General features: G+C 71.2%; 24 protein-coding genes and 2 pseudogenes. 13 read left to right on the top strand and 13 right to left on the bottom strand.

Annotated features, from left to right (window positions below; genetic code table 11):
• Together PV419_RS03485 and PV419_RS03480 are read right to left on the bottom strand one after the other, a co-directional pair.
• Positions 1-473 (bottom strand): hypothetical protein (locus tag PV419_RS03485; protein ID WP_319686123.1); only part of this gene is annotated, 473 nt, incomplete at its 3' end.
• A 134-nt stretch (positions 474-607) separates the two neighbouring features.
• Positions 608-1,075, bottom strand: a complete 468-nt coding sequence (locus PV419_RS03480; RefSeq protein WP_319686122.1) for a nuclear transport factor 2 family protein — start codon at positions 1,073-1,075, stop codon at positions 608-610.
• Between the two features lie 112 nt (positions 1,076-1,187).
• Between PV419_RS03480 and PV419_RS03475 the strand changes: the two genes are divergently transcribed.
• The gene (locus PV419_RS03475) at positions 1,188-1,796 is read left to right on the top strand and encodes a TetR/AcrR family transcriptional regulator (protein WP_319686121.1); all 609 of its coding nucleotides are present in this window, start codon (positions 1,188-1,190) and stop codon (positions 1,794-1,796) included.
• On the opposite strand, the gene PV419_RS03470 is transcribed toward PV419_RS03475, so the two are convergent.
• The gene (locus tag PV419_RS03470; RefSeq protein WP_319686120.1) at positions 1,780-2,949 is read right to left on the bottom strand and encodes a steroid 3-ketoacyl-CoA thiolase; all 1,170 of its coding nucleotides are present in this window, start codon (positions 2,947-2,949) and stop codon (positions 1,780-1,782) included. The genes PV419_RS03475 and PV419_RS03470 overlap by 17 nt on opposite strands.
• A 256-nt stretch (positions 2,950-3,205) precedes the next feature.
• Between PV419_RS03470 and PV419_RS03465 the strand changes: the two genes are divergently transcribed.
• The gene (locus PV419_RS03465; RefSeq protein WP_319686119.1) at positions 3,206-4,438 is read left to right on the top strand and encodes a cytochrome P450; all 1,233 of its coding nucleotides are present in this window, start codon (positions 3,206-3,208) and stop codon (positions 4,436-4,438) included.
• Between the two features lie 75 nt (positions 4,439-4,513).
• Complete coding sequence (locus PV419_RS03460; protein ID WP_319686118.1) at positions 4,514-5,155, top strand: HD domain-containing protein; 642 nt, start codon at positions 4,514-4,516, stop codon at positions 5,153-5,155.
• A gap of 12 nt (positions 5,156-5,167) precedes the next feature.
• On the opposite strand, the gene PV419_RS03455 is transcribed toward PV419_RS03460, so the two are convergent.
• The 3 genes from PV419_RS03455 to PV419_RS03445 all read right to left on the bottom strand — a co-directional run bounded on the left by PV419_RS03455 (position 5,168) and on the right by PV419_RS03445 (position 8,885).
• Positions 5,168-5,902 carry a superoxide dismutase family protein gene (locus PV419_RS03455; protein WP_319686117.1) on the bottom strand — a complete coding sequence of 245 codons (735 nt, stop codon included), beginning with the start codon at positions 5,900-5,902 and terminating at the stop codon, positions 5,168-5,170.
• Between the two features lie 122 nt (positions 5,903-6,024).
• Positions 6,025-8,178 carry a bifunctional glycosyltransferase 87/phosphatase PAP2 family protein gene (locus tag PV419_RS03450; RefSeq protein ID WP_415925215.1) on the bottom strand — a complete coding sequence of 718 codons (2,154 nt, stop codon included), beginning with the start codon at positions 8,176-8,178 and terminating at the stop codon, positions 6,025-6,027.
• Positions 8,179-8,345: 167 nt separating this feature from the next.
• Positions 8,346-8,885, bottom strand: a complete 540-nt coding sequence (locus tag PV419_RS03445; protein WP_319686116.1) for a hypothetical protein — start codon at positions 8,883-8,885, stop codon at positions 8,346-8,348.
• Positions 8,886-9,029: 144 nt separating this feature from the next.
• Here PV419_RS03445 and PV419_RS03440 point away from each other — a divergent pair.
• The 3 genes and pseudogenes from PV419_RS03440 to PV419_RS03430 form a co-directional block, all read left to right on the top strand.
• Positions 9,030-9,146, top strand: a pseudogene (locus tag PV419_RS03440) (dienelactone hydrolase family protein); the annotation flags it as partial.
• A 151-nt stretch (positions 9,147-9,297) separates the two neighbouring features.
• Positions 9,298-9,891 (top strand): dihydrofolate reductase family protein, encoded by a 594-nt coding sequence (locus PV419_RS03435; protein ID WP_319686115.1) that lies wholly within the window; start codon positions 9,298-9,300, stop codon positions 9,889-9,891.
• A 170-nt stretch (positions 9,892-10,061) separates the two neighbouring features.
• Complete coding sequence (locus PV419_RS03430) at positions 10,062-10,283, top strand: hypothetical protein (protein WP_319686114.1); 222 nt, start codon at positions 10,062-10,064, stop codon at positions 10,281-10,283.
• A gap of 39 nt (positions 10,284-10,322) precedes the next feature.
• Here PV419_RS03430 and PV419_RS03425 read toward each other — a convergent pair whose 3' ends face one another.
• The gene (locus PV419_RS03425) at positions 10,323-10,763 is read right to left on the bottom strand and encodes a VOC family protein (RefSeq protein WP_319686113.1); all 441 of its coding nucleotides are present in this window, start codon (positions 10,761-10,763) and stop codon (positions 10,323-10,325) included.
• On the opposite strand from PV419_RS03425, the gene PV419_RS53140 reads away from it, so the two are divergent.
• The gene (locus PV419_RS53140) at positions 10,750-11,541 is read left to right on the top strand and encodes a hypothetical protein (RefSeq protein WP_415925214.1); all 792 of its coding nucleotides are present in this window, start codon (positions 10,750-10,752) and stop codon (positions 11,539-11,541) included. The two genes, PV419_RS03425 and PV419_RS53140, sit on opposite strands and share 14 nt — an antisense overlap.
• Before the next feature lie 149 nt (positions 11,542-11,690).
• Here PV419_RS53140 and PV419_RS03420 read toward each other — a convergent pair whose 3' ends face one another.
• Entirely contained in the window at positions 11,691-12,083 is a 393-nt protein-coding gene (locus tag PV419_RS03420; RefSeq protein ID WP_319686112.1) for a hypothetical protein, read from the bottom strand.
• Entirely contained in the window at positions 12,065-12,433 is a 369-nt protein-coding gene (locus PV419_RS03415) for a nucleotide-binding domain containing protein (protein WP_319686111.1), read from the bottom strand. The genes PV419_RS03420 and PV419_RS03415 overlap by 19 nt, the downstream gene beginning before the upstream one ends.
• A gap of 93 nt (positions 12,434-12,526) precedes the next feature.
• Here PV419_RS03415 and PV419_RS03410 point away from each other — a divergent pair, with 93 nt between their 5' ends.
• On the top strand, positions 12,527-12,853 hold the full coding sequence (locus PV419_RS03410) for an antibiotic biosynthesis monooxygenase (RefSeq protein WP_319686110.1): 327 nt from the start codon (positions 12,527-12,529) through the stop codon (positions 12,851-12,853).
• A 118-nt stretch (positions 12,854-12,971) separates the two neighbouring features.
• Here the strand turns inward: PV419_RS03410 and PV419_RS03405 are convergent.
• A pseudogene (locus PV419_RS03405) lies at positions 12,972-13,652 on the bottom strand (alpha/beta hydrolase); the annotation flags it as partial.
• Between the two features lie 313 nt (positions 13,653-13,965).
• On the opposite strand from PV419_RS03405, the gene PV419_RS03400 reads away from it, so the two are divergent.
• The 3 genes from PV419_RS03400 (at position 13,966) to PV419_RS03390 (ending at position 16,607) form a co-directional block, all read left to right on the top strand.
• Positions 13,966-14,895 (top strand): helix-turn-helix domain-containing protein, encoded by a 930-nt coding sequence (locus PV419_RS03400; protein ID WP_319686109.1) that lies wholly within the window; start codon positions 13,966-13,968, stop codon positions 14,893-14,895.
• Between the two features lie 221 nt (positions 14,896-15,116).
• Positions 15,117-16,109: a hypothetical protein gene (locus PV419_RS03395; RefSeq protein WP_319686108.1), complete on the top strand. Its 993-nt coding sequence runs from the start codon at positions 15,117-15,119 to the stop codon at positions 16,107-16,109.
• Between the two features lie 66 nt (positions 16,110-16,175).
• Positions 16,176-16,607: a protein-tyrosine phosphatase family protein gene (locus PV419_RS03390; RefSeq protein WP_319686107.1), complete on the top strand. Its 432-nt coding sequence runs from the start codon at positions 16,176-16,178 to the stop codon at positions 16,605-16,607.
• Positions 16,608-16,660: 53 nt separating this feature from the next.
• On the opposite strand, the gene PV419_RS03385 is transcribed toward PV419_RS03390, so the two are convergent.
• Positions 16,661-17,098, bottom strand: coding sequence for a hypothetical protein (locus PV419_RS03385; protein ID WP_319686106.1), 438 nt, complete (start codon positions 17,096-17,098; stop codon positions 16,661-16,663).
• Positions 17,098-17,796 (bottom strand): hypothetical protein, encoded by a 699-nt coding sequence (locus PV419_RS03380; protein WP_319686105.1) that lies wholly within the window; start codon positions 17,794-17,796, stop codon positions 17,098-17,100. Before PV419_RS03380 ends, PV419_RS03385 begins: the two co-directional genes overlap by 1 nt.
• 188 nt (positions 17,797-17,984) lie before the next feature.
• On the opposite strand from PV419_RS03380, the gene PV419_RS03375 reads away from it, so the two are divergent.
• Positions 17,985-18,533: a GNAT family N-acetyltransferase gene (locus PV419_RS03375; protein ID WP_319686104.1), complete on the top strand. Its 549-nt coding sequence runs from the start codon at positions 17,985-17,987 to the stop codon at positions 18,531-18,533.
• Between the two features lie 372 nt (positions 18,534-18,905).
• On the opposite strand, the gene PV419_RS03370 is transcribed toward PV419_RS03375, so the two are convergent.
• Complete coding sequence (locus PV419_RS03370; protein WP_319686103.1) at positions 18,906-20,978, bottom strand: MFS transporter; 2,073 nt, start codon at positions 20,976-20,978, stop codon at positions 18,906-18,908.
• A gap of 239 nt (positions 20,979-21,217) precedes the next feature.
• Between PV419_RS03370 and PV419_RS03365 the strand changes: the two genes are divergently transcribed.
• Positions 21,218-22,396, top strand: coding sequence for a peptidoglycan-binding domain-containing protein (locus PV419_RS03365; protein WP_319686102.1), 1,179 nt, complete (start codon positions 21,218-21,220; stop codon positions 22,394-22,396).
• The last annotated feature ends 149 nt before the right edge of the window (positions 22,397-22,545 follow it).

The raw sequence follows: 22,545 nt of genomic DNA, 5'->3' as shown, positions 1-22,545 counted from the left end.
CCGTCCCCGTACTGGAGCTTCGCCGTGCACTTGTACGTGTTGCCGTCACAGGTCAGCCCCGTCACCGGCACCGGCGCCGCCGCGCTCCGCACCGACGACTCCGACTCCGACGCCACACCCTGGTGGTACACGTTCACCGCCCAGTCGGCGACCCACTTCCCGTCCCCGTACTGGAGCTTCGCCGTGCACTTGTACGTGTTGCCGTCACAGGTCAGCCCCGTCACCGGCACCGGCGCCGCCGCGCTCCGCACCGACGACGACTCCGACTCCGACGCCACACCCTGGTGGTACACGTTCACCGACCAGTCGGCCACCCACTTCCCGTCCCCGTACTGCAGATTGGCCGCGCACTTGTACGTGTTGCCGTCGCAGTTGAGCGCCGTGACCGGCACCGGCGCGGCGGCGGCCGCCGGTGCCAGCGCGGAGGTGGTCATGAGCAGGGCTCCGAGCCCCAGAAAGGTACCGGTGAGCATGCGGCGAGCTGACATATGTGTCGCTTCCCTTCGACTCGGTCGGCGTTGACCGAGTCGTAAGGAAGCAGACAGCCCTAGCGGCTGACTCGAGCCCCGGGCCGACTGCCCCGGGGGGCTGCCTCTGACCGGCGGCGTTATCGGCCGAGCGCGGCGACGAGGTCCGGCAGGCGGTCGGTGGCTGTGGCCACGCCGAGCCCGTCCATGTAGTCGCGGGTGTGGACGATCAGACCGTCCCGGACCCGGATCACCAGGATCCCCGGGACGGTGACGGGGCGGCCGGTCGGCGCCACCGCCCCGACCACCGTCTGCTCGACGACGACCGTGCCCGCCTCCGCGGTCTCATGGATCACCACGTCGCGGATCGTCTCGGCCTCCACGGGGGTCGCTCCCCACATCGCCCGGTAGCCCGCCCGGATCTCCTCGCGCCCGTTGAAGCACGCGGGCAGCCCGGGGAACGAGAACGGGAACTCATGGCGGGCGTCGACCGCGTACAGGTCGGCGAGGTCGTCCGCGGACTTGTTCAGCATCGCGCGGTGGAAGCGCTCGACGATCTCACGTGGCCCTACGTCGGGCTCGGACGTGGCTGTGGTGGTTTCGGGCATGACGATGCGCTCCGTTCACTCACGCGTTTCGCTCAACATACGTTGACTCAACGAGTGTAGAGCGAGCGCGACCTGGGTCAACAGCTGTAGAGCGATCGGTAGAGTCGGACGTATGACCGCAGCAGCCGGACCCACCCGCGCCGAGCGCCGCCGCAACACCGAGCAGCGCATCCTCGCCGCCGCCCGCGAGCTGTTCGCCGAGCGCGGCTTCGAGCGCACCACGATCCGTGCGGTCGCCTCGGCGGCGCAGGTCGACCCCGCGCTGGTCATGCAGTACTTCGGCTCGAAGCAGCAGTTGTTCTCCCAAGCCGTACGGGCCTCGGTCGCGGCGACGGAGGCCCGGCCCCGGGCCGACGGCCCCGAGGCACTGACGGATTCGCTGCTGGCCTCGCTCGGGATGAAGATCGGCGGGCTGCCGGAGGCCTCGCTGGCGATGCTGCGCTCCATGCTCACCCACCCGGAGGCGGCGGAGGCGGCCCGCGCCGCCCTCGACCATCAGATCACCGAGCTCGCGGCGGCCATGTCAGCCGGGCACCAGGACGGGCGCCAAGCCGGGCACCAGGACGCGCGCCTGCACGCCGCGCTGGCCGTCGCCACCATGGTCGGGGTGACCATCGGCCATCAGCTGCTCGGCATCGACGACCTGCGCCGCGCTTCCCCCGAGGAAATCGCCGCCGCCCTGCGGCCCGCGCTGCACGCCCTGGTCAAAGGCGCTGAATGATCGTCCCGGTCGCCAGGGCGCCACCCGCGCACATCGTGATCAGCGCGAACTCCTTGTCGGCCCGCTCCAGTTCATGCAGCGCCGTGGTGATCAGGCGGGCGCCGGTGGCCCCGACCGGGTGTCCCAGCGCTATCGCGCCGCCGTTGACGTTCACCTTCTCCAAATCCTGCTCGAAGACCTGCGCCCACGACAACACCACCGACGCGAACGCCTCGTTGATCTCGACGACGTCGATGTCCTTGAGCGTCATCCCCGCCTTGCCGAGCACCGCGCGGGTCGCGTCCACCGGCCCGTCCAGGTGGTAGTGCGGATCGGTGCCGACCAGCGCCTGGGCGACGATCCGCGCGCGGGCTTTAAGTTTGAGCGCCCGCGCCATGCGCTTGGACGCCCACATCACCGCGGCCGCGCCGTCGGAGATCTGGGAGGAGTTGCCCGCGGTGTGCACGGCGGTCGGCATCACCGGCTTGAGCCCGCCGAGCGCCTCCATACTGGTGTCGCGCAGCCCCTCGTCCCGGTCGACGAGCCGCCACATGCCCTGCCCGGCCGCCTGTTCCTCCTCGGTCGTCGGCACCTGCACCGCGAAGGTCTCACGCTTGAAGCGCTCCTCCGCCCACGCCCGGGCGGCCCGCTCCTGCGAGATGAGGCCGAGGGAGTCGACCTTCTCCCGGGTGAGCCCGCGGCGGCGGGCGATCCGCTCCGCCGCCTCGAACTGGTTGGGCAGGTCGACGTTCCACTCGTCCGGAAACGGCTTTCCGGGCCCGTGCTTCGAGCCGCTGCCCAGCGGCACCCGCGACATGGCCTCGACACCGCAGCCGATGCCGACGTCGATGACCCCGGTCGCCACCATGTTGGCCACCATGTGGTTGGCCTGCTGCGAGGAGCCGCACTGGCAGTCGACGGTCGTGGCCGCGGTCTCGTACGGCAGGCCGACGGCGAGCCAGGCGTTGCGTGCGGGGTTCATGGACTGCTCGCCGGCGTGGGTGACCGTACCGCCGACGATCTGTTCCACACAGTCGGGCTGGATGCCGGTACGGGCGAGGAGTTCGCGGTACGTCTCACCGAGCAGATAGGCGGGGTGCAGATTGGCGAGCGCGCCTCCGCGCTTGCCGATGGGGGTGCGTACGGCTTCGACGATGACGGGTTCCGCGGCCATGACTCGTCCGTCCTCTCCAGTTTCCGCGGGGCTCCCGGCAGCGCCCGCGACGGAACTAGTACGCGTTCTAGTTCCTCAATCAGTCTGCTGAGGCCCGGCCCGGCGACGCAAGGGGCTTGCACGCCCGTTGTTGACCCGCCTCTCGCCCGTCGCGCGCCCGCCCGGCGCAACAAAGGCGGCCATAGCACTTGCCACTTGTAGAACCCGTTACTACCTTCTCCACACTTCTGATAGGCCGTCAGATCTGGAGTGGCCGATGTCCTGTCCAGCGCTTCCCGAAGGATTCGACTTCACCGACCCCGACCTCTACCAGCAGCGCCTGCCGCTCCCGGAGTTCGCCCAGCTGAGGCAGACCGCCAAGGTGTGGTGGATCCCCCAGCCGCACGGAGTCGCGGGCTTCGACGACGACGGGTACTGGGCCGTCACCCGCCACGCCGACGTCAAAGAGGTGTCGACCAAACCGGAGATCTTCTCCTCCCACCTCAACACCGCGATCATCCGCTTCAACGAACACATCCACCGCGACCAGATCGACGTCCAGAAGCTGATCATGCTCAACATGGACCCGCCCGAGCACACCCGGGTCCGCCAGATCGTCCAGCGCGGCTTCACCCCCCGCGCGATCCGCGCACTGGAGGACGCCCTGCGCGAGCGCGCCGCGCGGATCGTGGCCGGGGCCAAGGAGGACGGCAGCGGCGACTTCGTCACCGATGTGGCCTGCGAACTGCCGCTGCAGGCCATCGCCGAGCTGGTCGGCATTCCCCAGCAGGACCGCTCCAAGATCTTCGACTGGTCCAACAAGATGGTGGCGTACGACGACCCGGAGCTCGCCATCACCGAGGAGATCGGCGCGGAGTCGGCCATGGAGCTGATCTCGTACGCCATGAACCTGGCCGCCGACCGCAAGGCCTGCCCGGCCAAGGACATCGTCAGCCAGCTGGTCGCCGCCGAGGACCAGGGCAACCTCGCCTCCGACGAGTTCGGCTTCTTCGTCCTGCTCCTCGCGGTCGCGGGCAACGAGACCACGCGCAACGCCATCAGCCACGGCATGCACGCCTTCCTCACCCACCCCGACCAGTGGGAGCTGTTCCAGCGCGAGCGCCCGGCCACCGCCGCGGACGAGATCGTGCGGTGGGCCACCCCGGTCATGTCCTTCCAGCGCACCGCCACCCAGGACACCGAGCTGGGCGGGCAGCGGATCGCCGCGGGCCAGCGGGTCGGCATCTTCTACTCCTCCGCCAACCACGACCCGGAGGTCTTCGACCGGCCCGAGGCCTTCGACATCACCCGCGACCCCAACCCCCACCTGGGCTTCGGCGGCGGAGGCCCGCACTTCTGCCTGGGCAAGAGCCTCGCGGAGCTGGAGATCCGTCTCATCTTCAACGCGATCGCGGACGCCATGCCGGACATCCGGCTCGCGGGCGAGCCGCGGCGGCTGCGGTCGCCGTGGCTGAACGGGATCAAAGAGCTGCAGGTGACATACGGCTGACCACCAGTGATCGGCGGCGCACTGCCCCGTCCCGGGAGTGCCGCTGTGGCCCCGGCCGGGGGCACACTGTCCGCCATGAACGACACGAGCGGCACGCCGGGCGCCCAGCACGAGCACGCGTTTCGAAGACTCTTCGACTTCATCGCCTTCACGGCCCGGCTGCGGGAGGTCGAGCGCCCCAACAACGCCACGCCGACACGGAAGGAGAGCGTGGCCGAGCACTCCTGGCACCTGGCGATGGTCAGCTGGATACTGCACGCCGAGTTCGAGCGGGAGGCCGGCCACTGCCTCGACCTGACCAAGATGCTCAAGCTCTGCCTGATGCACGACCTGGTCGAGCTCGACCCCGGTCCTTCAGCCGACCCCGACCCCTCAGCCGACCCCGCCGAAAACCCCTTCGCCTCGCTGCCGGACGCGCTGCGGCCCGAGTTCCTGGCCCTGTGGCACGAGTACGAGGAGGGCCGTACGCCCGAGGCCTGCCTGGTACGCGGGGTGGACCGGCTCAACCCGGCACTGATGCGGTACCTCACCGGCCAGGGCTGGCACGACGTGCCCACCGACACCAACGCCACCATGGACGCCGACGCCCTCGACCGGCTGCAGCTGCCACGGGTGGCCGTCAGCGAGACGCTGCGCGCGCTGTACGAGGAGGTCCGCGACGCGTCGGTGCGCCGCGGGCTGCTGACCCCCGCGCCGCAGGCGCCCGCCACGCCCTGACCGGCGGCGCCGTTACCCCTGGGTTCCCTTGAACGGCACCTTGATGCACGCCACCCGCGCGCCCGCCATCCCCGCCTTGCCCTTCTGCGTGGCGGTCGCATGCTCGTGGATCACGATGGAGCGCGCCTCCGAGTCCCGGAAGCGCCAGTTCACATGCGTCACGGAGTGGCCGTCACCGTACTTGTCGGTGGTGAGATCCAGCCACACCTCGTTGTGCGGATTGGCGTACTTCGGGTTGGTCGACGGCTGCTTCGGGTCCTTCATGTTCTGGTAATGCGGACCCGAGTCATCGGGCATGGTCCCGCACGGCTTCGTATGGACATGCACGCCGAAGGTGTGGTTCGCCTTGGCGCCGTGCAGCCACACCATGACGCTGGTGCCTTCGTGCTTGCCCTGCGTGCCCTGCGGGCTCGGTGTGCCACTGGGTGTGCTCGGGGTGCCGGTCGGCGTGCTCTGTGTGCCCTGCCCGCTGGGCGCGTCCTGGGCTGCGCCGTGCATGCGGTAGTGCTCGTGCCGGTGCCCGTGCTCGTGCCCGTACCGCGGCTTGCCCAGGAACTGCACGGCGACGACCACGGCGGAGGTGGGCACCAGCTTGGTGTTGTACGTCACCGCCTCGTGCGTACGGGCCTCGGCGGCCTGCGCGAACTTCGCGTGGACCAGCGCGACGGGGCAGGGCGGTGAGACCGCGGGGGACGCCGCGACCATCGACGCCGCGGCCGCCGCCGTAACCGCCATGGCAAGAGACATGGGGGATCACTCCTCCGAGCGTGGACCCCCCTTGATCGGCCCCTGGGCGCGGGCCCCGTATCACGCCTCGCGCGGCCGGACCCGACCCCTGCTTTCCACGCTAATGCCCTTTGTCACACCCTTCAACGCGAGCCCGGCCCGGCGACCTCCGTCGGCTCGGCGGCCTCGGAGTCGGGCTCCTTGGACGGCCCCGGCACCGACACCACCAGCGCGGGCGCCGCCGACTCCGACTCCGGCCCCGACTCCGGCCCCCGCTTCCGGAACCTCGGCGGCCACAGTGGACCGGCGGGCTCCTCCTTCGGCCGCTTCCCGACACCGAACAGCAGATACTGCAGGCCGAACCCGGCCGACACGACCACCGCGCCGCCGACCGCGTCCAGCACCCAGTGGTTCGCCGTACCGACGATGACCGCGGTGGTCATCAGCGGATACAGCAGCCCGAGCACCTTCATCCACACATACGGCGCCACGATCGCGATGACGACCCCGCACCACAGCGACCACCCCACATGCAGCGAGGGCATGGCCGCGTACTGGTTGGACAGCTCGGTCAGCGCGCCGAAGTCCGGGTTGTCCAGGTCCTGCGGTCCGTGTGCGGTGTCGATGAAGCCGAGGCCCATCAGGCGCGGCGGAGCGGTCGGGTAGAGCCAGAAGCCGACCAGCGCGAGCATCGTGGCCAAGGCCAGCGGGGTGCGGGCCCAGCGGTAGGTGACGGGGCGGCGCAGATACAGCCAGGCCAGCAGGGACAGCGGCACCAGGAAGTGGAAGGTGCTGTAGTACCAGTTCATGGTGTCCCTCAGCCATGGTGTGTCCGCCACCACGCTGTTGAACCAGTGCTCGATGTCGATGCTCAGCCACTTCTCGGCGGTGAGGATCTGGTGCCCGTGGCTCTCCGCGAGAGTCCGCGAATCAGGGGCGTGCGCGCGGACGTAGGAGTACCCGAAGTAACCGATACGGATGAACATCAGCTCGAGCAGCAGGTTCGGGCGGGACAGCGGCCGCCGTACGAAGCGCAGCAGCGGCACCCAGGCGTGGCGCCCCTGGACCGGTTCCGCGACGGGGGTCGGGGCCGGGTTGTCCCATGCCGGGGAGGTGCGGGACAGGAAGGGCACCAGGCAGGCGGCGGCGAGGGCCGCCAGCAGCGGTGCGTTATATCCGATATGACCCAGAATTTCGATATCGGGCAGCAGCGCACGGCGGTTGAGGGTCATCGCCAGCACCACCAGCACCGGCCACACCAGCCGGTCCGACGCGCGTTTGCCGACCCGGCCGACGACGGCCAGCAGGATCCACAGCTGCTGGTACTGCCAGGACGTGGGCGAAATCGCCAGCGCCACACTGCCGGTGATCGCCGCCGCCAGCAGCAGCTGCCCGTCCTTGGCGTAGTGCGCGGCGCGCCGCAGGCCGACCACGGCCACCGCCACGGCGAGCACCGCCAGCAGCGCCAGCTCGGCCGGGCCCGAAAGACCGATCCGCAGCAGCAGCCCGTGCAGGGACTGGTTGGCCAGGCTGTCCGCGGGCGCGCCGAGCCCGGCACCGCCGAAGTGGTGGATCCAGTACGTCCACGAGTCGTGCGGCATCAGGACCCAGGCGAGCGCGGAGCAGGCGGCGAAGGTGGCGCCCGCGACGGCCGCCGCGCGCCGCCGCCCGACGAGCCACAGGACCACCCCGAACAGCAGCAGCGCGGGCTGCAGCGCCGCGGCCACGCCGATCAGCACGCCCGCCTGCCGCCCGGAGGTCCTGGGCAGAACGGTGAGCAGCACCAGCACCACCGGGATGATGCTGGTCTGACCGAGCGTGAAGGTGTTCCGTACGGGCAGGGACAGCACCAGCAGGCTGATCGCCACGGGCGCGGCGAGCAGCGAGGTGCGCCGGGAGACCGGGCCGGGCAGGGAGCGGGCCGCGACCAGGCCGAGCACCACGACCAGCAGCAGGGTGCCGAAGGTCCAGGCGTAGCCGAGGCTCTGCTCGGCGGCGCGCGTCAGCGGCTTGAGCACCAGTCCGGAGAAGGGGGTCCCGGTGAACGCCTGCCCGTCGTACAGCGACCCGCTCACATGCAGGACGCCCCGCTCACCGATCCAGGTCTCGAGATCGGTCAGCCGCTCGTCGGGCGGCAGCCGCAGCACCGCCGCGGCCTGACGGACGGCCAGCACCCCGGCGAGGAGCCACAGCGCTCCGAGCACCAGTGCGTTTCGCGACGTCCGCGCCCCGACGGCACCGGGGCGGGGCCCCGAGCCCGGGTTTGTCCCCAGTCCGCTTCGCTCCACGTTCGCCACGCCCTGCCGCTCCCCCACTCGCCCTCGTCATTCGCTCCGGATATTTGAGACCTTACTGAGCCCTGTACTCAGACGCGGAACACCCCCTCGTCACCTGACCGCCGCCAAGGGTTGTCCGAAAAGTACCGCTCACTCGACCGGATGAGTCCGTGAGGTCCGTCCCGATGTCACCACTGGCAGTGGACGTGGGTGGCGTGCCCGGCGTCGCCGGGGCCCAGGACGAGGACGGCGCCGTAGGACCGGCAGGCCCTCATGAACTTCTTGGCGTTGTCGCGGCCCTGCCCCCCGGTGCTGACCCGCTTGCCGTTGACCGTGCCGACGTCGAAGGCCCGGCCCGCGTAGTGCTTCGAGCCGCGCGAGTGACTGCCGCCCGCGACCTCGGTGACCCTGAAGGTGAACCTCTTTGCGGTGTTCAGCTTCAGCATCGCGTTCAGCATGCTCTTGTTGAGCGTGACCGATCCGCCGGGGGCGGTGCCGTAGCCGCTGCGCCTGGCCTTCCGCCCGGCGGCGGTGTCCACGATGTTCTGCTTGGCGTTCGCCTTGTCCCGGACGCCGCTGTCGTGCGTCGTGGCCAGGGTGATGCCCCGGTGGTTGAGTATCGACTTCGCGATGGCGGGGCGCGAGGCGGCCTCCGCCGTCGTCGCCGAGACCATGACGGCCAGCGACGAGGCCACGACGGCGGAGACCATAAGAGGCGTGCGCTTCATGGGTGATTCCCTCCGGATACGGTGATGCGGCCGACCAACCGACCGCCGCGAACCACGGTCCTGGTGACGCCATGCGGGAACCTTGCGCATTTCTTGAACTGCCAACCAGGTGCAGGCACACGAGACAAAAGAGGAGCGGCACCGATGACCACCACGCATGGAACATTTGTGGATATTCCCACCCCGGACGGCACCGCCGACGCCTATCTGGCCCACCCCGACGACGACAGCCCCCATCCCGCGGTCCTCCTCTACCTGGACCGCGCTTCTGGACCTCTTCGGCCGTAGGCTCTGACCGCCCCTCCGGTGTGTCACGCGTCACACCACCGGAGCGAGTGGGCGCGATGACTTCGGCGCGGCTCGGCGGTCTTCATCACCGCAAGCCCCGCAACGACCAGGAGGAGCAAGTCCCGTGCGCATCGTGATCAGTCAGTTCATCAGCCTGGACGGTGTCGTACAGGCACCGGGCGGCCCCGAGGAGGACACCGAGGGCGGCTTCGCGCACGGCGGCTGGACCCACCCGTTCTTCGACCCGGAGGTGGTGGGCGGCGCCTTCGCGGACGCGCTGTCCAAGGCCGGCGCCCTGCTGTTCGGGCGCCGCACCTGGCAGACGATGGCCGCGGCGTGGCCCGAGCGGGCCGGCGACCCGTTCGCCGACCAGATGAACTCCATCCGGAAGTACGTGGTGTCCCAGACCCTGGGCGACGACCAGCTGACCTGGGACAACACCACCCGCATCGGCGGCGACGAGGCCGTCGCCCGCATCCGCGAGCTGCACGGCGCCGAAGGCGGCGACCTGTTGGTCATGGGCAGCCCCACGCTCGTCCGCACCCTCCTGCACGAGGGCCTGTTCGACGAGCTCCTGCTGATGCGCATGCCGGTGATCCTCGGCGGCGGAAAGACCATCTTCCCCGGCGACGGCGTGCTGCGCGCGCTGGAACTGGTCTCCTCGGTCACCAGCGGCACGGGCGTGCAGGTGTGCACGTACCGGCCGGCCGCCGGCTAGGGGACGGCGGAGCCATGACCGGGGCGGCGGAACAGGGCCATCCAGGGGTCTCAACACGTCGTCACAGTACGTATGTTCCGATCCATCCGACCTCCTTTCCCGATGCTCCGAAACCCAGCCGCGGACGCCGCGAAAGGCCAGGTCAGGTAAGGTGAAGGGATGTCACGGGCATGCACGTCGCACCGCTGAAGGGCCGTCAGGTAGCCGTGACCGGCGCCAAGGACGGCACCGTCCACACCTGGGACCTCGCCAACGGGGGCCCGGCGGCAGCGCCCTTCACCGCCCACACCGGCGAAATCCGAGCCATCCGCATCACCGAACCGGACGGCCGCACCGTCATCATCACCGCGGGCCCCTACGCCGAACTCCGAGTCTGGCCCCTCGACCTGTAGAGCCGACCGCCGCCGGGGCCAGGCGCGGGCCGACGGATCTCAGACCGAGGCCGAGGCAGCGGCGACGCAGAACTCGTTGCCCTCGGGGTCGGCCATCACGATGTGATGCTCGTCGACCTCCGCCACCACCATCCCGCCCGCCCTCACCAAGCGCTCCGCCTCCACCTTGATCCGCGCCCACCGGTCCTCGGCACCGCCGTTAACCGGCAGCCGGATGTCGATGTGCAGCCGGTTCTTCGCCGTCTTGGGCTCGGGGACCTTGAGAATGGACAGCCGGGGGCCGACACCGCCCGGATCGCACAGCCACGCCCCGTCGTCCACGGAGTCGTCTTCCGGCAGGTCGAACTGCGCCAGCCACTCCTCCCGGGTCCTGAAGGGAGGAGGCGGCGGCTCGTCGACATATCCCAGCGCGGTCTTCCAGAACTCGGCGAGGAGCCGGGCGTCCGTACAGTCGAGGGTCAGATCGATGCTGGCTGCCATGACCGGACCGTACTGCGCGCCTCTGACATCAACCACCGCGCAGTCCGGCCCGGTCGCAGGTGAAGGCGCAAGCCCCCCGCCCATGCGCCGCGGGAGACGCATGGACGGAGGCACGGTCCCAGCAAGGTGCACCTGTCGGCGGACCGCCGCTGCCGCCCCCTGTCCTTCGCCCTCGCCCCCGGCCAGGCCGCCGACAGCCCCCGCTTCACCGCCGTCCTGGAACGCATCAAGGTCCGTGGCCCGTACGGCCGGCCCCGCACCCGCCCCGCCGCCGACCCGGCTCCGGCTCGTCGCCGACACCCCAGCACTGCAAGCCGGGATGGCCACTGTGTTCTCCGGCTTCGAGCAGCTCGCCCTTCGCGTCACCGCAACTAGCCTCCACGAGGCCGACGACGACCGGCGCCCGAGGCTCGTCGCCGCAGCCGCGGTCGCCGCCTTCCGGGTCGGACTCGACATGTGGGTGGCGAGCGACGCCCGAACCGACCTCGCCCGACTCGTCCTCGACAACCTCGACGACCTCACCACCGGCATCCTCGCCGGACCGAGAGCAGAGGCCGGCGAGGGCTCTGACTCCAGAGGTCTCCGGCAGTCGTTGGTGCCTTTGAGGAAAACCGTAGTCGCCGGCGTCGCTCGGCACCCTCACCATCTCGCTGCTCCTGGCCGCCACCGAAGCGATCTGCTGCATCAGGCCCGGTCGCAAGGAACTGCGCGGCGCCACGGCGTTGATCCGCCGGGTCAGAGATTTGGAGTTCCAAGAGCGGTTGACCCTTTTTGTTGACGTGGGCGGCGATGTCGACGGGCACCGGTCGGCTGGGATGCCCGACGGTCACGACACTGCCTTCCGTCCGGACCGCGTCGAGAGCGCGGGCAGAGCCGCTGCCGCTCCCGAGCACTCGAAGGCAACGTCGGCACCACCGCGGCGGCCGTTCAGTTCGCGGCTGCGCTCGACGACCGCCTCTCCGGGCTCCATCGTGATGACACCGAGGCGTTCGGCCTGGGCGCGACGGAAGGAGTTGGGCTCCACACGATGACGTATGCGGCGCCCATGAGATGTGCCAGACGGGCCACGACCATACCGACCGGTCCGGCCCCGCTGACGATCACACCGCGGCCGGCGACGGCATAGCCCGCACGCTGTACGGCGTGAACGGCGACCCCCGCAGACTCCAGCAGGGCGCCGGTCTCGGTGCCGCCAACGTCGACCGGGCCGACCTGGCCGCCCTTGAGCAGCAGCCGGCAGCCGGCGATCGCTGCTTCGTCGTCGCTGCGGCAGACGGGCCCTGCGGTGACGAATTGGGCATTCAGGCGCAGTTGACGCACCCCATGGCGAGCAGGACGTGACTGGAGGTGTCACCGCCGAACACGGCGATGTCCCGAGTGAGCCCTCGGGTGGTCATGCCGGCGACCAGTGTGCCGAGGAGCTTGCCGACGTGCGCGGCGTCCACCGCGCCGGTAGCCGCGTAGCGCGGGTCGTCAGCGCCTCGGATGGTGTGCACGACGACATGGCGGCTCGCCGAGAGACAGGCCACGGTCTGCTGTTCCAGCTCGGCCAGCAGGGCGGGGTCGCTCGCGCTGAGCAGTGCGGCGGGCACGGCGATCTCCGCCCAGCCGTGCTCGACGGCGTCGGCGATCTGAGCGGCGGTGGTGCTCGACGCTGATGCGCTGACCACCAGGACCGGACCGGTCGCCCGTTGTCGTACGGGACGAAGCCCCGGCCCGGGTCCCGCCCCGGATCTGCAGGGGCGCTGAGGCAGGATGGGGGCATGAGTATCGTGAAGATCAATGCGCTGACGGTCCCCGAGGAGCAGCGCGAGGTGCTGGAGAAGCGCTTCGCATCGCGGGCCGGGACGGTCGAGAACTCCGACGGGTTCGAGTGGTTCGAGCTGCTTCGGCCGGTCGAAGGGACTGACACTTACCTCGTCTACACAAGGTGGCGCAGCGAAGAGGACTTCCAGGCGTGGATGGAGGGCCCCATGAAGGCGGCCCACCAGCGCGGCGGGGAGGGCGCTCCGCAGCAGAAGCCCGCCGCCTCCGGGTCCACGCTGTGGTCGTTCGAGGTCGTGCAGCAGACCGGACCCAAGCAAGATTGACACGAACGCCTCGCGAACACCGCCGGCCCCTGACCTTGGCCGGGGGCCGGGGGATTCGTAGTCCGCGGCGAGGGTTGCGTCGAACGTCGGCGGTCAGGACCGCCAGCGAGCCGTGGAAGGTGCCGGGCCACTGGTGCAGTTCGACCGAGACGCCGGCCTGCAGCAGGCGGAGCGCGTAGGTGATGCCTTCGTCGCGGAGCGGGTCGAACTCGGCGGTCGCGAGGTAAGCCGGTGGCAGGCCGGACAGGTCGGCGGCCCGCGCCGGGGCGGCGTAGGGTGTGGCGGGCTGGGAGCCCAGGTAGTGCCGCCACGCTGCGGTGAGTGTGTCGCGGTCGTGCGAGGGCGTGTCGGTGAAGTTCCGCTGTGACCACGTCTCCTGACGGTCGTCCAGCACGGGCTGGTTGAGCAGTTGGCAGCGGATGGCGGGCCCGTGCCGGTCACGCGCCCGCAACGCGGTCGCGGCTGCGAGGCCGGCGCCGGCGCTGTGTCCGCCGACGGCGACCCGGTTCGGGTCGATGCCCAGCTCGGACGCGTGGTCGGCGGTCCAGGCCAGCACGGCGTAGGTGTCGTCCAGGGCGGCCGGGAACCGGTGCTCGGGGGGCCGGCGGTAGTCCACCGAGATCACCATCGCGCCGGAGGCGGCTGCGATCCGGGTGGCGAAGTGGTGATCGGTGTCCAGGTCTCCCATGACCCATCCGCCGCCGTGCAGCCAGACGAGGGTGCCGTGTGCCCCGTTCGGGCGGTAGATCCGCACTGGCACGTCCGGTTCGGCGGGCACGGTGCGGTTTTCGATCTCCATTCCTGACGTGTCCGGTGCCGGTGCCGCCGCGGCTCGCTCGGCGTAGTTCACGCGGTCGGTGACCGGGTCGGTCAGGTCGGCTTTCGGGACCAGCGGGATGAAGGGTTCGAGTTCGGGATCCACGACGACCATCCTGGGCGCTGCCGCCCACGGGCTCATCCGCCACCCGTTGCGGACCCTGCCGTCATCGCGCACCGTTCGGCGCATCGGCCAGGTCCTATCCTTGGGCCATGGAGGCTCTCGCGGAACGGCTGTCGCACCTGGACGCGTGCGCCCACGGCGCGGTCCGCATCGTCGCGTTCTACGACACGTGATGCGCCGACGGGTGGACCTCCCGGCGCTCGCCCGGGCCTCGGCCGGCCTGGCCGGGTGCGTGGTCGGGATGCGGCTTCACGGCACCGGACGACTGATCCGCAGCTCGCCCGACGGCAAGCAGGCATCCGATCCGCCGCACCCCGCGTCCACCACGGTCCCGATCACCCTCGACGAGGAGGAGATCGGCACGGTGTGGCTGGAACGCCCCGGCCTGCCGAACTCGCTCGACGAAGTGCTCCTGGTCCGGCTCGCCATCGCCGCGGCCGCGGTCGTCGAACGCTACGGCCCGGCCAACACCACCATGGCCGACCCCGCCCTCGTCGAACTGGCCATCAGCTCCGACACCGACGAAGCCGCCCGAACCCGAGCGCTACGGCTCTTGGGATTCGCCGCCGACCTGCCGGCCCACGTCGTCGCCGTACGCTCGCCGCTTCCCCTCGGCCAGGTGGGCGCCCTGGTCGGCCCGGCCCGTACGGTCAAGGCGGCACCGCTCGCCGACACGGGCGTCATCCTGGCGACCACGGTGGACCCGGCCCGGTTTCCCGCAGGCGTGCACGCGGGCATCGGCATCGCCGAACGCCCCGACCTGTCCTGGCGGCAAGCCCGCACCGCCCTCCGCTTCACCACACCACGCCAACCAGTCGTCCCCTACGCCGAACTGGGAGCGTTGGCGCTGCTCGCGCAGGTGCCCCAGGACAGCGCCCGTGACAACCCCGACGTGGCCGCGATCGCCCGCATCACCGACAGCCCGCAAGATCTGGAGACGCTGGACGCCTACTGCACCACCGGCTCCCTGCGCCAGGCCGCCGAACTGCTTCACCTGCACCACAGCAGCGTCGCCCGCCGACTCGAACACATCGCCAAGACCCTGGGCATCGCATGGCGACTAGTCGACTTTCATCAGCACTCAGGAAAGAGAACGGGATGACATCGCTCGAGCTGGTTGCCGCGACGCACCTGTTGCAGCGTTGGGCGCCGGAACATCCCGGGAACGGGTGCCCCGCCTACCGGTTGACGACGGCCATGGGGAGCGCGCCGTCGCCGAGCGAGCGGTCGTGGGATTCGTCGCCGACGCTGCCGGAGATCGCCGAGTACGGCCGGTTTCCCGGAGCGTTCACGGGCGGGGGGACATCAGGGCACCGTCATCCGGTGGCCGTCGAGGTGCTGAACCATGCGATTGAGCACCCGGCAGAGCCATGGACGAGTGCGCGTCCGGTCGGCGAAGTAACCGAACATGTCAGCCGGTTGCTGACCGGCGCACTCTCGTCGGGACCCGCGACGCCGGACGAACGGGCTCGCGAGCTGATCGCAGCACTGGCCAGGGAACTGGCGGAGGGCCTTCACGACCTGGTGCGTGTCACCGCCGCCACGGAGCCGGGCGGCCATCCGCTCGACGATGAGCTGCATCTGCTCGGTCGGCATCTCAACGGGAACACGTTCCGGCTGTCCATAGCCCCCTCGGTGCCGCTGCCGTCCTCCGATGGACTGTGGCCGGACCCTTCCCGTGTGCTGGCCGGCGAGATCGCGGCACCTCCCACGCTCACTGAGGGCGAGTACCGGCAGGCGGATCTGGCCGTCCGCGCCAACTGTGCCGCGGCGCTGCTCGGCGAGTTCGTGTGGCTGACCAACAACGACCGGATGAAAGTCGACGTGAAGGTCCAGCCGCACGGCCTTGACCTGGACTTCGCTGCCCCCGGCGCCGTCGACGCCACGTTCCGCACGTGGTGGCCGAAGTCGGACCACCGGGCGGAGTTGGTGGACGACGAGTGGTGGGAGGAGGACGAAGCCGAGCTCCGCCGGCTGGATGGCGAGACTCTGGCGCGCGTCCTGACGGACTTCGACGAGCACAATCTGGAGCAGGCCAGGAGCGGAGCTTGGGCCATGGAGGAAATCGACGACTACGACATCGACGACGACCCACAGCCCAGCTTCCCGGGCGATCGGCTGGTGGTCCTCCTTGGCCGGGACCTGTTCCACACCGTCACCACACAGGTCGCCGGCGGCTCGGGCGGTGTGCTTCCCCTGGCGTACGGGATCGGCCTTCCTTTCGAGGTCTCGGATGAGGACTACGGCTTCCGCGCCTGCCTGCTGCTGGTCGGTACTGAGTCCGTAGGCATCGTCACCATCGACGCGGCGGCCTGAATCCGCGTTCTCAGCCATGAGCTGAATCCCGGGAGCGGGCAGGACGCGAGGGCTACGCTCGCTCGGATGATCACCACTTGGGAGCCCACGGCGGCGGGCGTGATGCGGCTGCCCTCAGGACGACTCGTACGGGGCAGGGGGCTGCGCCGCCCCCTGCCGGCCGGGCCGGAGCCCGGCTTCGCGCTGTATCTGCTGGGCAAGGAGCCGCCCGCCGTCTCCTGGGAGGCCCGCTGGGTCCGCTGGCCGGACTTCCGGCTGCCGTCCGACCGTGCCGCGGCCGGGGAGGCGCTGCGCGAGGCGTGGGAGCGCGCCGGGACCGAACGCGTCGAGGTCGCCTGCGGTGGCGGGGTCGGTCGCACCGGTACGGCGCTGGCCTGCCTCGCCGTGCTGGACGGGGTGCCGGGGCACGAGGCGGTCGCCTACGTCCGGGAGCACTACGCGTCACGCGCCGTCGAGACACCCTGGCAGCGCCGTTTCGTCGCCCGCTTCGCAGCGTGATCCAGGCGTGATCCAGCCCCACGGCCGAACGTCGGCGGTGGGTGCTCGGGCGGTCAGACGCTCAGCAGCCGCTCCAGGACGTTGCGGTAGCCGCGCATGGCCAGCCGCAGGTCTTCCGTCCGCGCGGTGCCCGCCCCCTCGTCGGACCACGCCTCGCGGAGCGTACGGCGGCGGTCGGCGAGGAGGGTCGTGAGGCGGGCGGACAGCTCGTCGAGGAGCAGATCGGCCTCCTCTACGGCGCCGCGCGGGGCGTCCACGAACTCGCTGACCGCGTGCCGCAGGCGGTGGGTCAGCTCGTCGTGCTCGCTCGGCGGGAGGACCGAGAACGTGGGGCCGTTGGGGATGGCCCCCGTGGTTCCCGCAGTCCCCGTGGCTCCCGTGGGTCCCGCGGCCCTCTCGGCGCTCGGGGTCCTCTCGGCGCTCGGGGCGCTCGGGGCCTTGCTGGTGACTCCGGCGTAGGGCGCCGCGGTCGGGTCGTCAGCCTTGGCCATCAGACGTCACCCCGTCCCGCATGCCCGCCGCGCATCGCCCACCGCATGTGCGTATGTGCGGGCCGCGTACCGAACCAGTTGCGTGTGCCGCCGCCCCGGTGGTGGTGCTTCTGGGCGACGCCGTGACCGTCGCCGTTATGGGGCGGCGGCTTGACGAGGTCCTCGAAGAGGACCCGGGCGTGCACCACGGCCTCGCGCAGCTCCTCCGTGTCCGACCGGCCCTCACGGGCCCGCAGGGTAGCGGCGTGGAGCTGGCGGTAGCCCTGCACGCTGTCCGCGTGATGTACCGACAGGGCCGCGACCTGCTCGTCGTAGCGGTCGGAGGGGAAGCCGCGGTCGTGGGCCAGTCGGGCCAGCAGCTGATCGGCGTCGGCCGCGGCGCGAGCCGGCTGCTCGATGAACTCCTCCTGTACGCCGGCCCACTCGGCCACGTACCGCTCGCGCAGTTCGCCGGACAGCGGCTGGGTCTTGAGGTGACCGTGCCGCCGCAGCCGCTCGTCGAGCTCCCGCTCGGCCGCCTGCGCGTCACCCGCGTGGCGAGCGACGGTCAGGTCGTACTCGGGTCCGAAGTGGCGTCGCAGAGCGCGGTTCCGGCCTCCCTCGCGCACTCGGGCGATTCCCACGACGAGCGCGGCTGCGAGCGCGATGACGAGGACGGCGGCAGCGACAACGACGATGATGCTCGCGCCAGTTGACATGGTCTGCTTCTGCCTTCCACCAGGCCCCCTTCCGTCCAGGGGCTGTTCCTCGCCGGGTTGCCCTCCTCACCGCCCTCAAACTCACGGGCGTTCGGCGGGCGTTCGGCGGGGGTTCGGAGGAGGGGGTCTCGGCCGGCCGACCGTAATTCGCGTGCGCCGCCGCGGCGGCAGCTGTCACGCTGCCCGCCATGAGCAGCAGCACGCCCCGCCCCCTCAGCCGTCCCCACGCGCCCTGGACGGTCGCCCCGCACCCGGTCGACGACCCCGTCTCGGCCGGGCTCCTGCGCGAGTTCCTCGTCGATGTCGCCGACCGCTGGTACGAGCTCTATGAGGGACGTTCCACGACCCCCGAGGAGATCGACAAGCATCTCGCCGACATGCCCAGCGACGACCTCGCCCCGCCGCACGGCGTGTTCCTGGTGGCCCACCACGGCGACGAGCTCGCCGGCTGCGCGGGCGTGCGGCTGCTGGACGGCGGCAGGACGGCGGAGCTCAAGCGGATGTTCGTACGGCCGGCCAAGCGCGGCCTGGGCGCGGCCGGCGTGCTCATCGCGGCGGCCGAAGCGGCCGCGCGCGAGCTGGGCGCCGGGCGGATCGTCCTGGAGACGCGGCTGGACCTGAGCGAGGCGCGGGCCCTGTACGCGCGGCATGGTTACACGGACGTGCCGCCGTTCTGCGAGGGGCCGTACTCGGAGGTCTGGCTGGGCAAGGAGCTCCGCGACCGCGTGGGCGGCTGACCCCGGGGAGCAGCCGCCCGCGGAGCCCACCCACGCCGGGTGGGCACCCCCGCCCCGGGAGCAGCCGCCCACGCCGGGCGCGGGCGCCCACGCCAGGGGCATGCCCGCCCGCGCCGGGCAGCCGCCGCGTGGGAAGCAGCCGCCGCACCAGGGGCAGCCACCCGCACCAAGAGCAGCCGCTCCTGCCGAGTGTGCCCGCCCGCACCAGGGGCAGCCGCGCGGGAAGCAGCGGCCCCCACCAGGCGCAGCCACCCGCACCAGGGGCAGTCTCCGCACCCGAAGCAGCCGCCGCGCCACGAGCTCCCGCCCGCACCAGGAACAACCCCCGCACCAGGTGCAGCCACCCGCGCCGCGGGCCCAGCCTCGTGCCGACTACGCCGCCGCGGGCGGCCCCGGGCGGCGGGTGTCGCCGTTGTCGTCCGGCTGCTCCGCGTCCGAGCCGCACAGCTCTCGGTTGAGCTCCCGCACCAGCTCCCTCAGGTCGGTCGGCCGGTCCGGGGACCACCAGTCGCCCAGCAGCTCCGCCAGCGACTCCCCCCTGGCCCGGTAGAGCCGTTCCGCCACCGCCTGCCCCTCCTCGGTGGGGACGAGCGCCACCCCGTCCCGTGCGCCCAGCCCCCGTTCCTCGATCTGCCGGGCCGCCTCGGTGATGACCCGCAGCGGCACGGACGAGCGCTCGGCCAGCAGGAAGGGCTCGACCGAGCCGTAGTGGCTCATCCGCAGCAGCATCCAGCTCGCGGCCGGTTTGAGGTCGAGGCCGGCGCGTTCGGCGATGTCCTCGTAGACCTGCTTGCGGCCCTCGCGGCTGCCGAGCAGTGAGAGGGCGCGGGCGACCTCGTCGTGCGAGGAGCGTTCGACGGGGTTGCTGGCGACCACCTCGCTGGCCTCGGGCGCGGTGACGCTGGCCCGCAGCGGCTCCTCCCGCAGGAACCAGGCCAGGACGAAGGCGATCAGCACGAACGGCGCCGCGTACAGGAACACATCGGTGATGGAGACGGAGTACGCGTCCAGCACCCTCGCCCGCAGCGCCGTCGGCAGGAGCCCGGCCGCCCGGGGGTCGGCGCTCAGCGCGGCGGGGTCGACGCCGGGGGGCAGCCGCTGTCCGGCCAGGACGTCGTCGAGGTGCGGGGCGAGGCTGTTGGCGAAGATCGTGCCGAAGACGGAGACGCCGAAGGAGCCGCCGATGGAGCGGAAGAAGGTGTTGCCGGAGGTGGCGACGCCCAGGTCCTGGTAGCGGACCGAGTTCTGCACGATGGTCACCAGGACCTGCATGACCAGGCCGAGCCCGAAGCCGAAGACGAAGAAGTACGCGCTGGTCTCGGCCACGCCGGTGGACGGCCGCAGCTGGTGCAGAAGCAGCAGGCCGACGACGGTGATGCCGGTGCCGAGGATGGGGAAGACCTTGTAGTGGCCGGTGCGGCTGACGAACTGGCCGGAGCCGGTGGAGGCGAGCAGCATGCCGAAGACCATCGGCAGCATGTGGACACCGGACAGGGTCGGTGTGACGCCCTGCACGACCTGCAGGAACGTCGGCAGGTAGGTCATGCTGCCGAACATCGCGAAGCCGACCACGAAGCCGATGACCGAGCAGAGCACGACGGAGCGGCTGCGGAACAGAGACAGCGGCAGCACGGGCTCGGCGGCGCGCCGCTCCACCTGTACGAAGGCCACCAGCAGCACCAGGCCCAGCAGCCCGAGCCCGATGATCTGCCAGGAGCCCCACGGGTAGGTCACGCCGCCGAGGGAGGTCATCAGGACCAGCGCGGCGGCGACGGCGGCGATGAGGAGGGTGCCGAGGTAGTCGATGGTGTGGCGGGCGCCGCGGACCGGGATGTGCAGGACGGTGGCGATGACGGCGAGCGCGATGATGCCGAGGGGGATGTTGATGTAGAAGACCCAGCGCCAGCTGAGGTGGTCGACGAAGAGCCCGCCCAGCAGCGGCCCGAGCACGCTCGCGGCGCCGAAGACCGCACCGAAGAGGCCTTGGTAGCGGCCACGTTCGCGGGGCGGGACGATGTCGCCGACGATCGCCATCGACAGCACGATCAGCCCGCCGCCGCCCAGCCCCTGCAGCCCGCGGAAGGCGATCAGCTGCGGCATGTTGCGCGCGAGCCCGCACAGCACCGAGCCGACGAGGAAGATGACGATGGCGGCCTGGAAGAGCTTCTTGCGCCCGTACTGGTCGCCGAGCTTGCCCCACAGCGGGGTGGCGGCGGTCGAGGCGAGCAGATACGCGGTGACGACCCAGGACAGATGGGCCAGTCCGCCGAGGTCGCTGACGATCGTGGGCAGGGCGGTGGCGACGATCGTCTGGTCGAGGGCGGCGAGCAGCAGTCCGAGCAGCAGGGCGCCGATCGCCACGAGGACCGTACGTTTCGTGCGGCCCTCCCCCGGGCTGAACGCCACGGGGCCCGGGGCCGGGGTCGGGCTCGCGTCCTGCGCCATGGTGACTCCGTACGTTGTCGGCCCGCGCGGCAGCCCGCTCGCGAGCCTCCGCGCTCCCGTCCCCTCGACTCGTCATCGATTCGCCGTCGGCTCGCCGTCGTCCTTGTCCGCGTCCTTCACCCCATCCTCGCCTTTATGCCCCGTTACGGCCTGTCGGGATGGCCCACACTCGCTGGGAAGCGCTGCGCGGACATGACAGGCTCTGCATAATCGCTGCGACTCCAAGGAGGGAAAGACCCGTGACGGCAGACCTCTGCCCGCACTGCTTCGCGCCGGCGCGCGACAACGGCCGCCCCGGTTGCGCGTGTGCAGCGCGCGCCGCCGCGGCTGCTGCTGCGGCGGCGGGCGACAGCGAGGACCACACACGCGATGACCGCGACGGCTTCGACGACGAGATACGCGACGACCCCATGGGCCCGCGCCCGTACGTCACGTTCTCCGGCGAAGACCGCCGCAAGGGCCCCGAGCTCCGTGACATACGGCTGTTCGAGCGCATGACGACCCGCAGATCCGCCCGCGAGGACCGCGACGCCCACGATGCGGACACGGAAGTCGAACAGGCCGCGAGAGCGGACGGCGCGGACAACGCGGACAGGGCAGCGGGCAGAGAGAACAGAGAGGGCAGAGAGAACAGAACCGCCGCGGTCGCGGGGGCCGCCGCGGCCACCCAGGCCTTCGAACCCCTCACCCAGCCCATCGACAGGATCGGGTCGATCGAGGCCGCGCGGGCCGAGGCCGACGGGCCCACCCCCGCCGGGGACGGGGCCGCGGCCGGCACCGGGCGTCACCGCAAGAGCCGCAGAGGCCCGGTGGTGGCGGTGCTCTCGGGGGCCGCCGCGGTGGCGGTGGCCGGCACGCTGGCCTTCGGCACCGGCTTACTGGGCGGGGACAAGAAGCACGACCAGGACGCCGACCGGGCACTGTCGGACCCGAGCTCCAGCGCACCGGACGACGGCCCGTCCACCGAGGACGACGAGACGCCCGACAAGCCCTCGCCCTCGGCATCGTCCGCCACCCCCACCGCGACGCCCTCCACCTCCGGGAAGGAGAGCACGAGTCCGCGTCCCAGCCGCTCGCCCTCGACGCTGAAGTCGAACGAAGCGTCCAAGACGGCCACCCCGCCCGCCCCCTCGACGACCGACGCGACCGGCAGCGTCTCCCCCGGGCCGACCGAGACCCCCACCCCCACCGGCCCGCCCGTACTGGAGGAGGGCGACAGCGGCTCCGAGGTGGTCGAGCTCCAGAAGCGCCTGGCCCAGCTGCTGCTCTACCTCGGGGCGACGGACGGCGAGTACGACGACGCCGTACGCAACGCGGTCTCCAGCTTCCAGAACACCTACGACGTGGAGGGCGACCCGAAGGGGGTCTACGGGCCCCATACGCGCCGCGCGCTGGAGTCGCGGACCGACGAGCCGTAAAAACCCGGCGAAGGCCCGGCAACGGCCCGGCGAAGGCCCGGCGGATCCTCTGGGGGATCCGCCGGGGCCACTGGCGCATCGGCGCGGCTCTTTGTATCGTGGAGGAACAAAGTGGTTCCGCCCGCACTCCCTGACCGGCGGGCGGAGCC

It is taken from the genome of Streptomyces sp. ME19-01-6, assembly GCF_033793745.1.
Taxonomy (GTDB): Bacteria; Actinomycetota; Actinomycetes; order Streptomycetales; family Streptomycetaceae; genus Streptomyces.
Note: the sequence above shows the minus strand (reverse complement) of the source record. Positions and strands in the feature narration are given on the sequence as shown.

Excerpts from the sequence above, each read along its gene's own strand:
- PV419_RS03370 (WP_319686103.1), bottom strand. The coding sequence starts at position 20,978 with ATGGCGCAGGACGCGAGCCCGACCCCGGCCCCGGGCCCCGTGGCGTTC.
- PV419_RS53140 (WP_415925214.1), top strand. The coding sequence starts at position 10,750 with ATGCTGGCTGCCATGACCGGACCGTACTGCGCGCCTCTGACATCAACC.
- PV419_RS03465 (WP_319686119.1), top strand. The coding sequence starts at position 3,206 with ATGTCCTGTCCAGCGCTTCCCGAAGGATTCGACTTCACCGACCCCGAC.
- PV419_RS03380 (WP_319686105.1), bottom strand. The coding sequence starts at position 17,796 with ATGTCAACTGGCGCGAGCATCATCGTCGTTGTCGCTGCCGCCGTCCTC.
- PV419_RS03455 (WP_319686117.1), bottom strand. The coding sequence starts at position 5,902 with ATGTCTCTTGCCATGGCGGTTACGGCGGCGGCCGCGGCGTCGATGGTC.
- PV419_RS03430 (WP_319686114.1), top strand. The coding sequence starts at position 10,062 with ATGCACGTCGCACCGCTGAAGGGCCGTCAGGTAGCCGTGACCGGCGCC.
- PV419_RS03410 (WP_319686110.1), top strand. The coding sequence starts at position 12,527 with ATGAGTATCGTGAAGATCAATGCGCTGACGGTCCCCGAGGAGCAGCGC.
- PV419_RS03385 (WP_319686106.1), bottom strand. The coding sequence starts at position 17,098 with ATGGCCAAGGCTGACGACCCGACCGCGGCGCCCTACGCCGGAGTCACC.
- PV419_RS03470 (WP_319686120.1), bottom strand. The coding sequence starts at position 2,949 with ATGGCCGCGGAACCCGTCATCGTCGAAGCCGTACGCACCCCCATCGGC.
- PV419_RS03425 (WP_319686113.1), bottom strand. The coding sequence starts at position 10,763 with ATGGCAGCCAGCATCGATCTGACCCTCGACTGTACGGACGCCCGGCTC.
- PV419_RS03400 (WP_319686109.1), top strand. The coding sequence starts at position 13,966 with ATGCGCCGACGGGTGGACCTCCCGGCGCTCGCCCGGGCCTCGGCCGGC.
- PV419_RS03460 (WP_319686118.1), top strand. The coding sequence starts at position 4,514 with ATGAACGACACGAGCGGCACGCCGGGCGCCCAGCACGAGCACGCGTTT.
- PV419_RS03480 (WP_319686122.1), bottom strand. The coding sequence starts at position 1,075 with ATGCCCGAAACCACCACAGCCACGTCCGAGCCCGACGTAGGGCCACGT.
- PV419_RS03445 (WP_319686116.1), bottom strand. The coding sequence starts at position 8,885 with ATGAAGCGCACGCCTCTTATGGTCTCCGCCGTCGTGGCCTCGTCGCTG.
- PV419_RS03375 (WP_319686104.1), top strand. The coding sequence starts at position 17,985 with ATGAGCAGCAGCACGCCCCGCCCCCTCAGCCGTCCCCACGCGCCCTGG.
- PV419_RS03475 (WP_319686121.1), top strand. The coding sequence starts at position 1,188 with ATGACCGCAGCAGCCGGACCCACCCGCGCCGAGCGCCGCCGCAACACC.
- PV419_RS03390 (WP_319686107.1), top strand. The coding sequence starts at position 16,176 with ATGATCACCACTTGGGAGCCCACGGCGGCGGGCGTGATGCGGCTGCCC.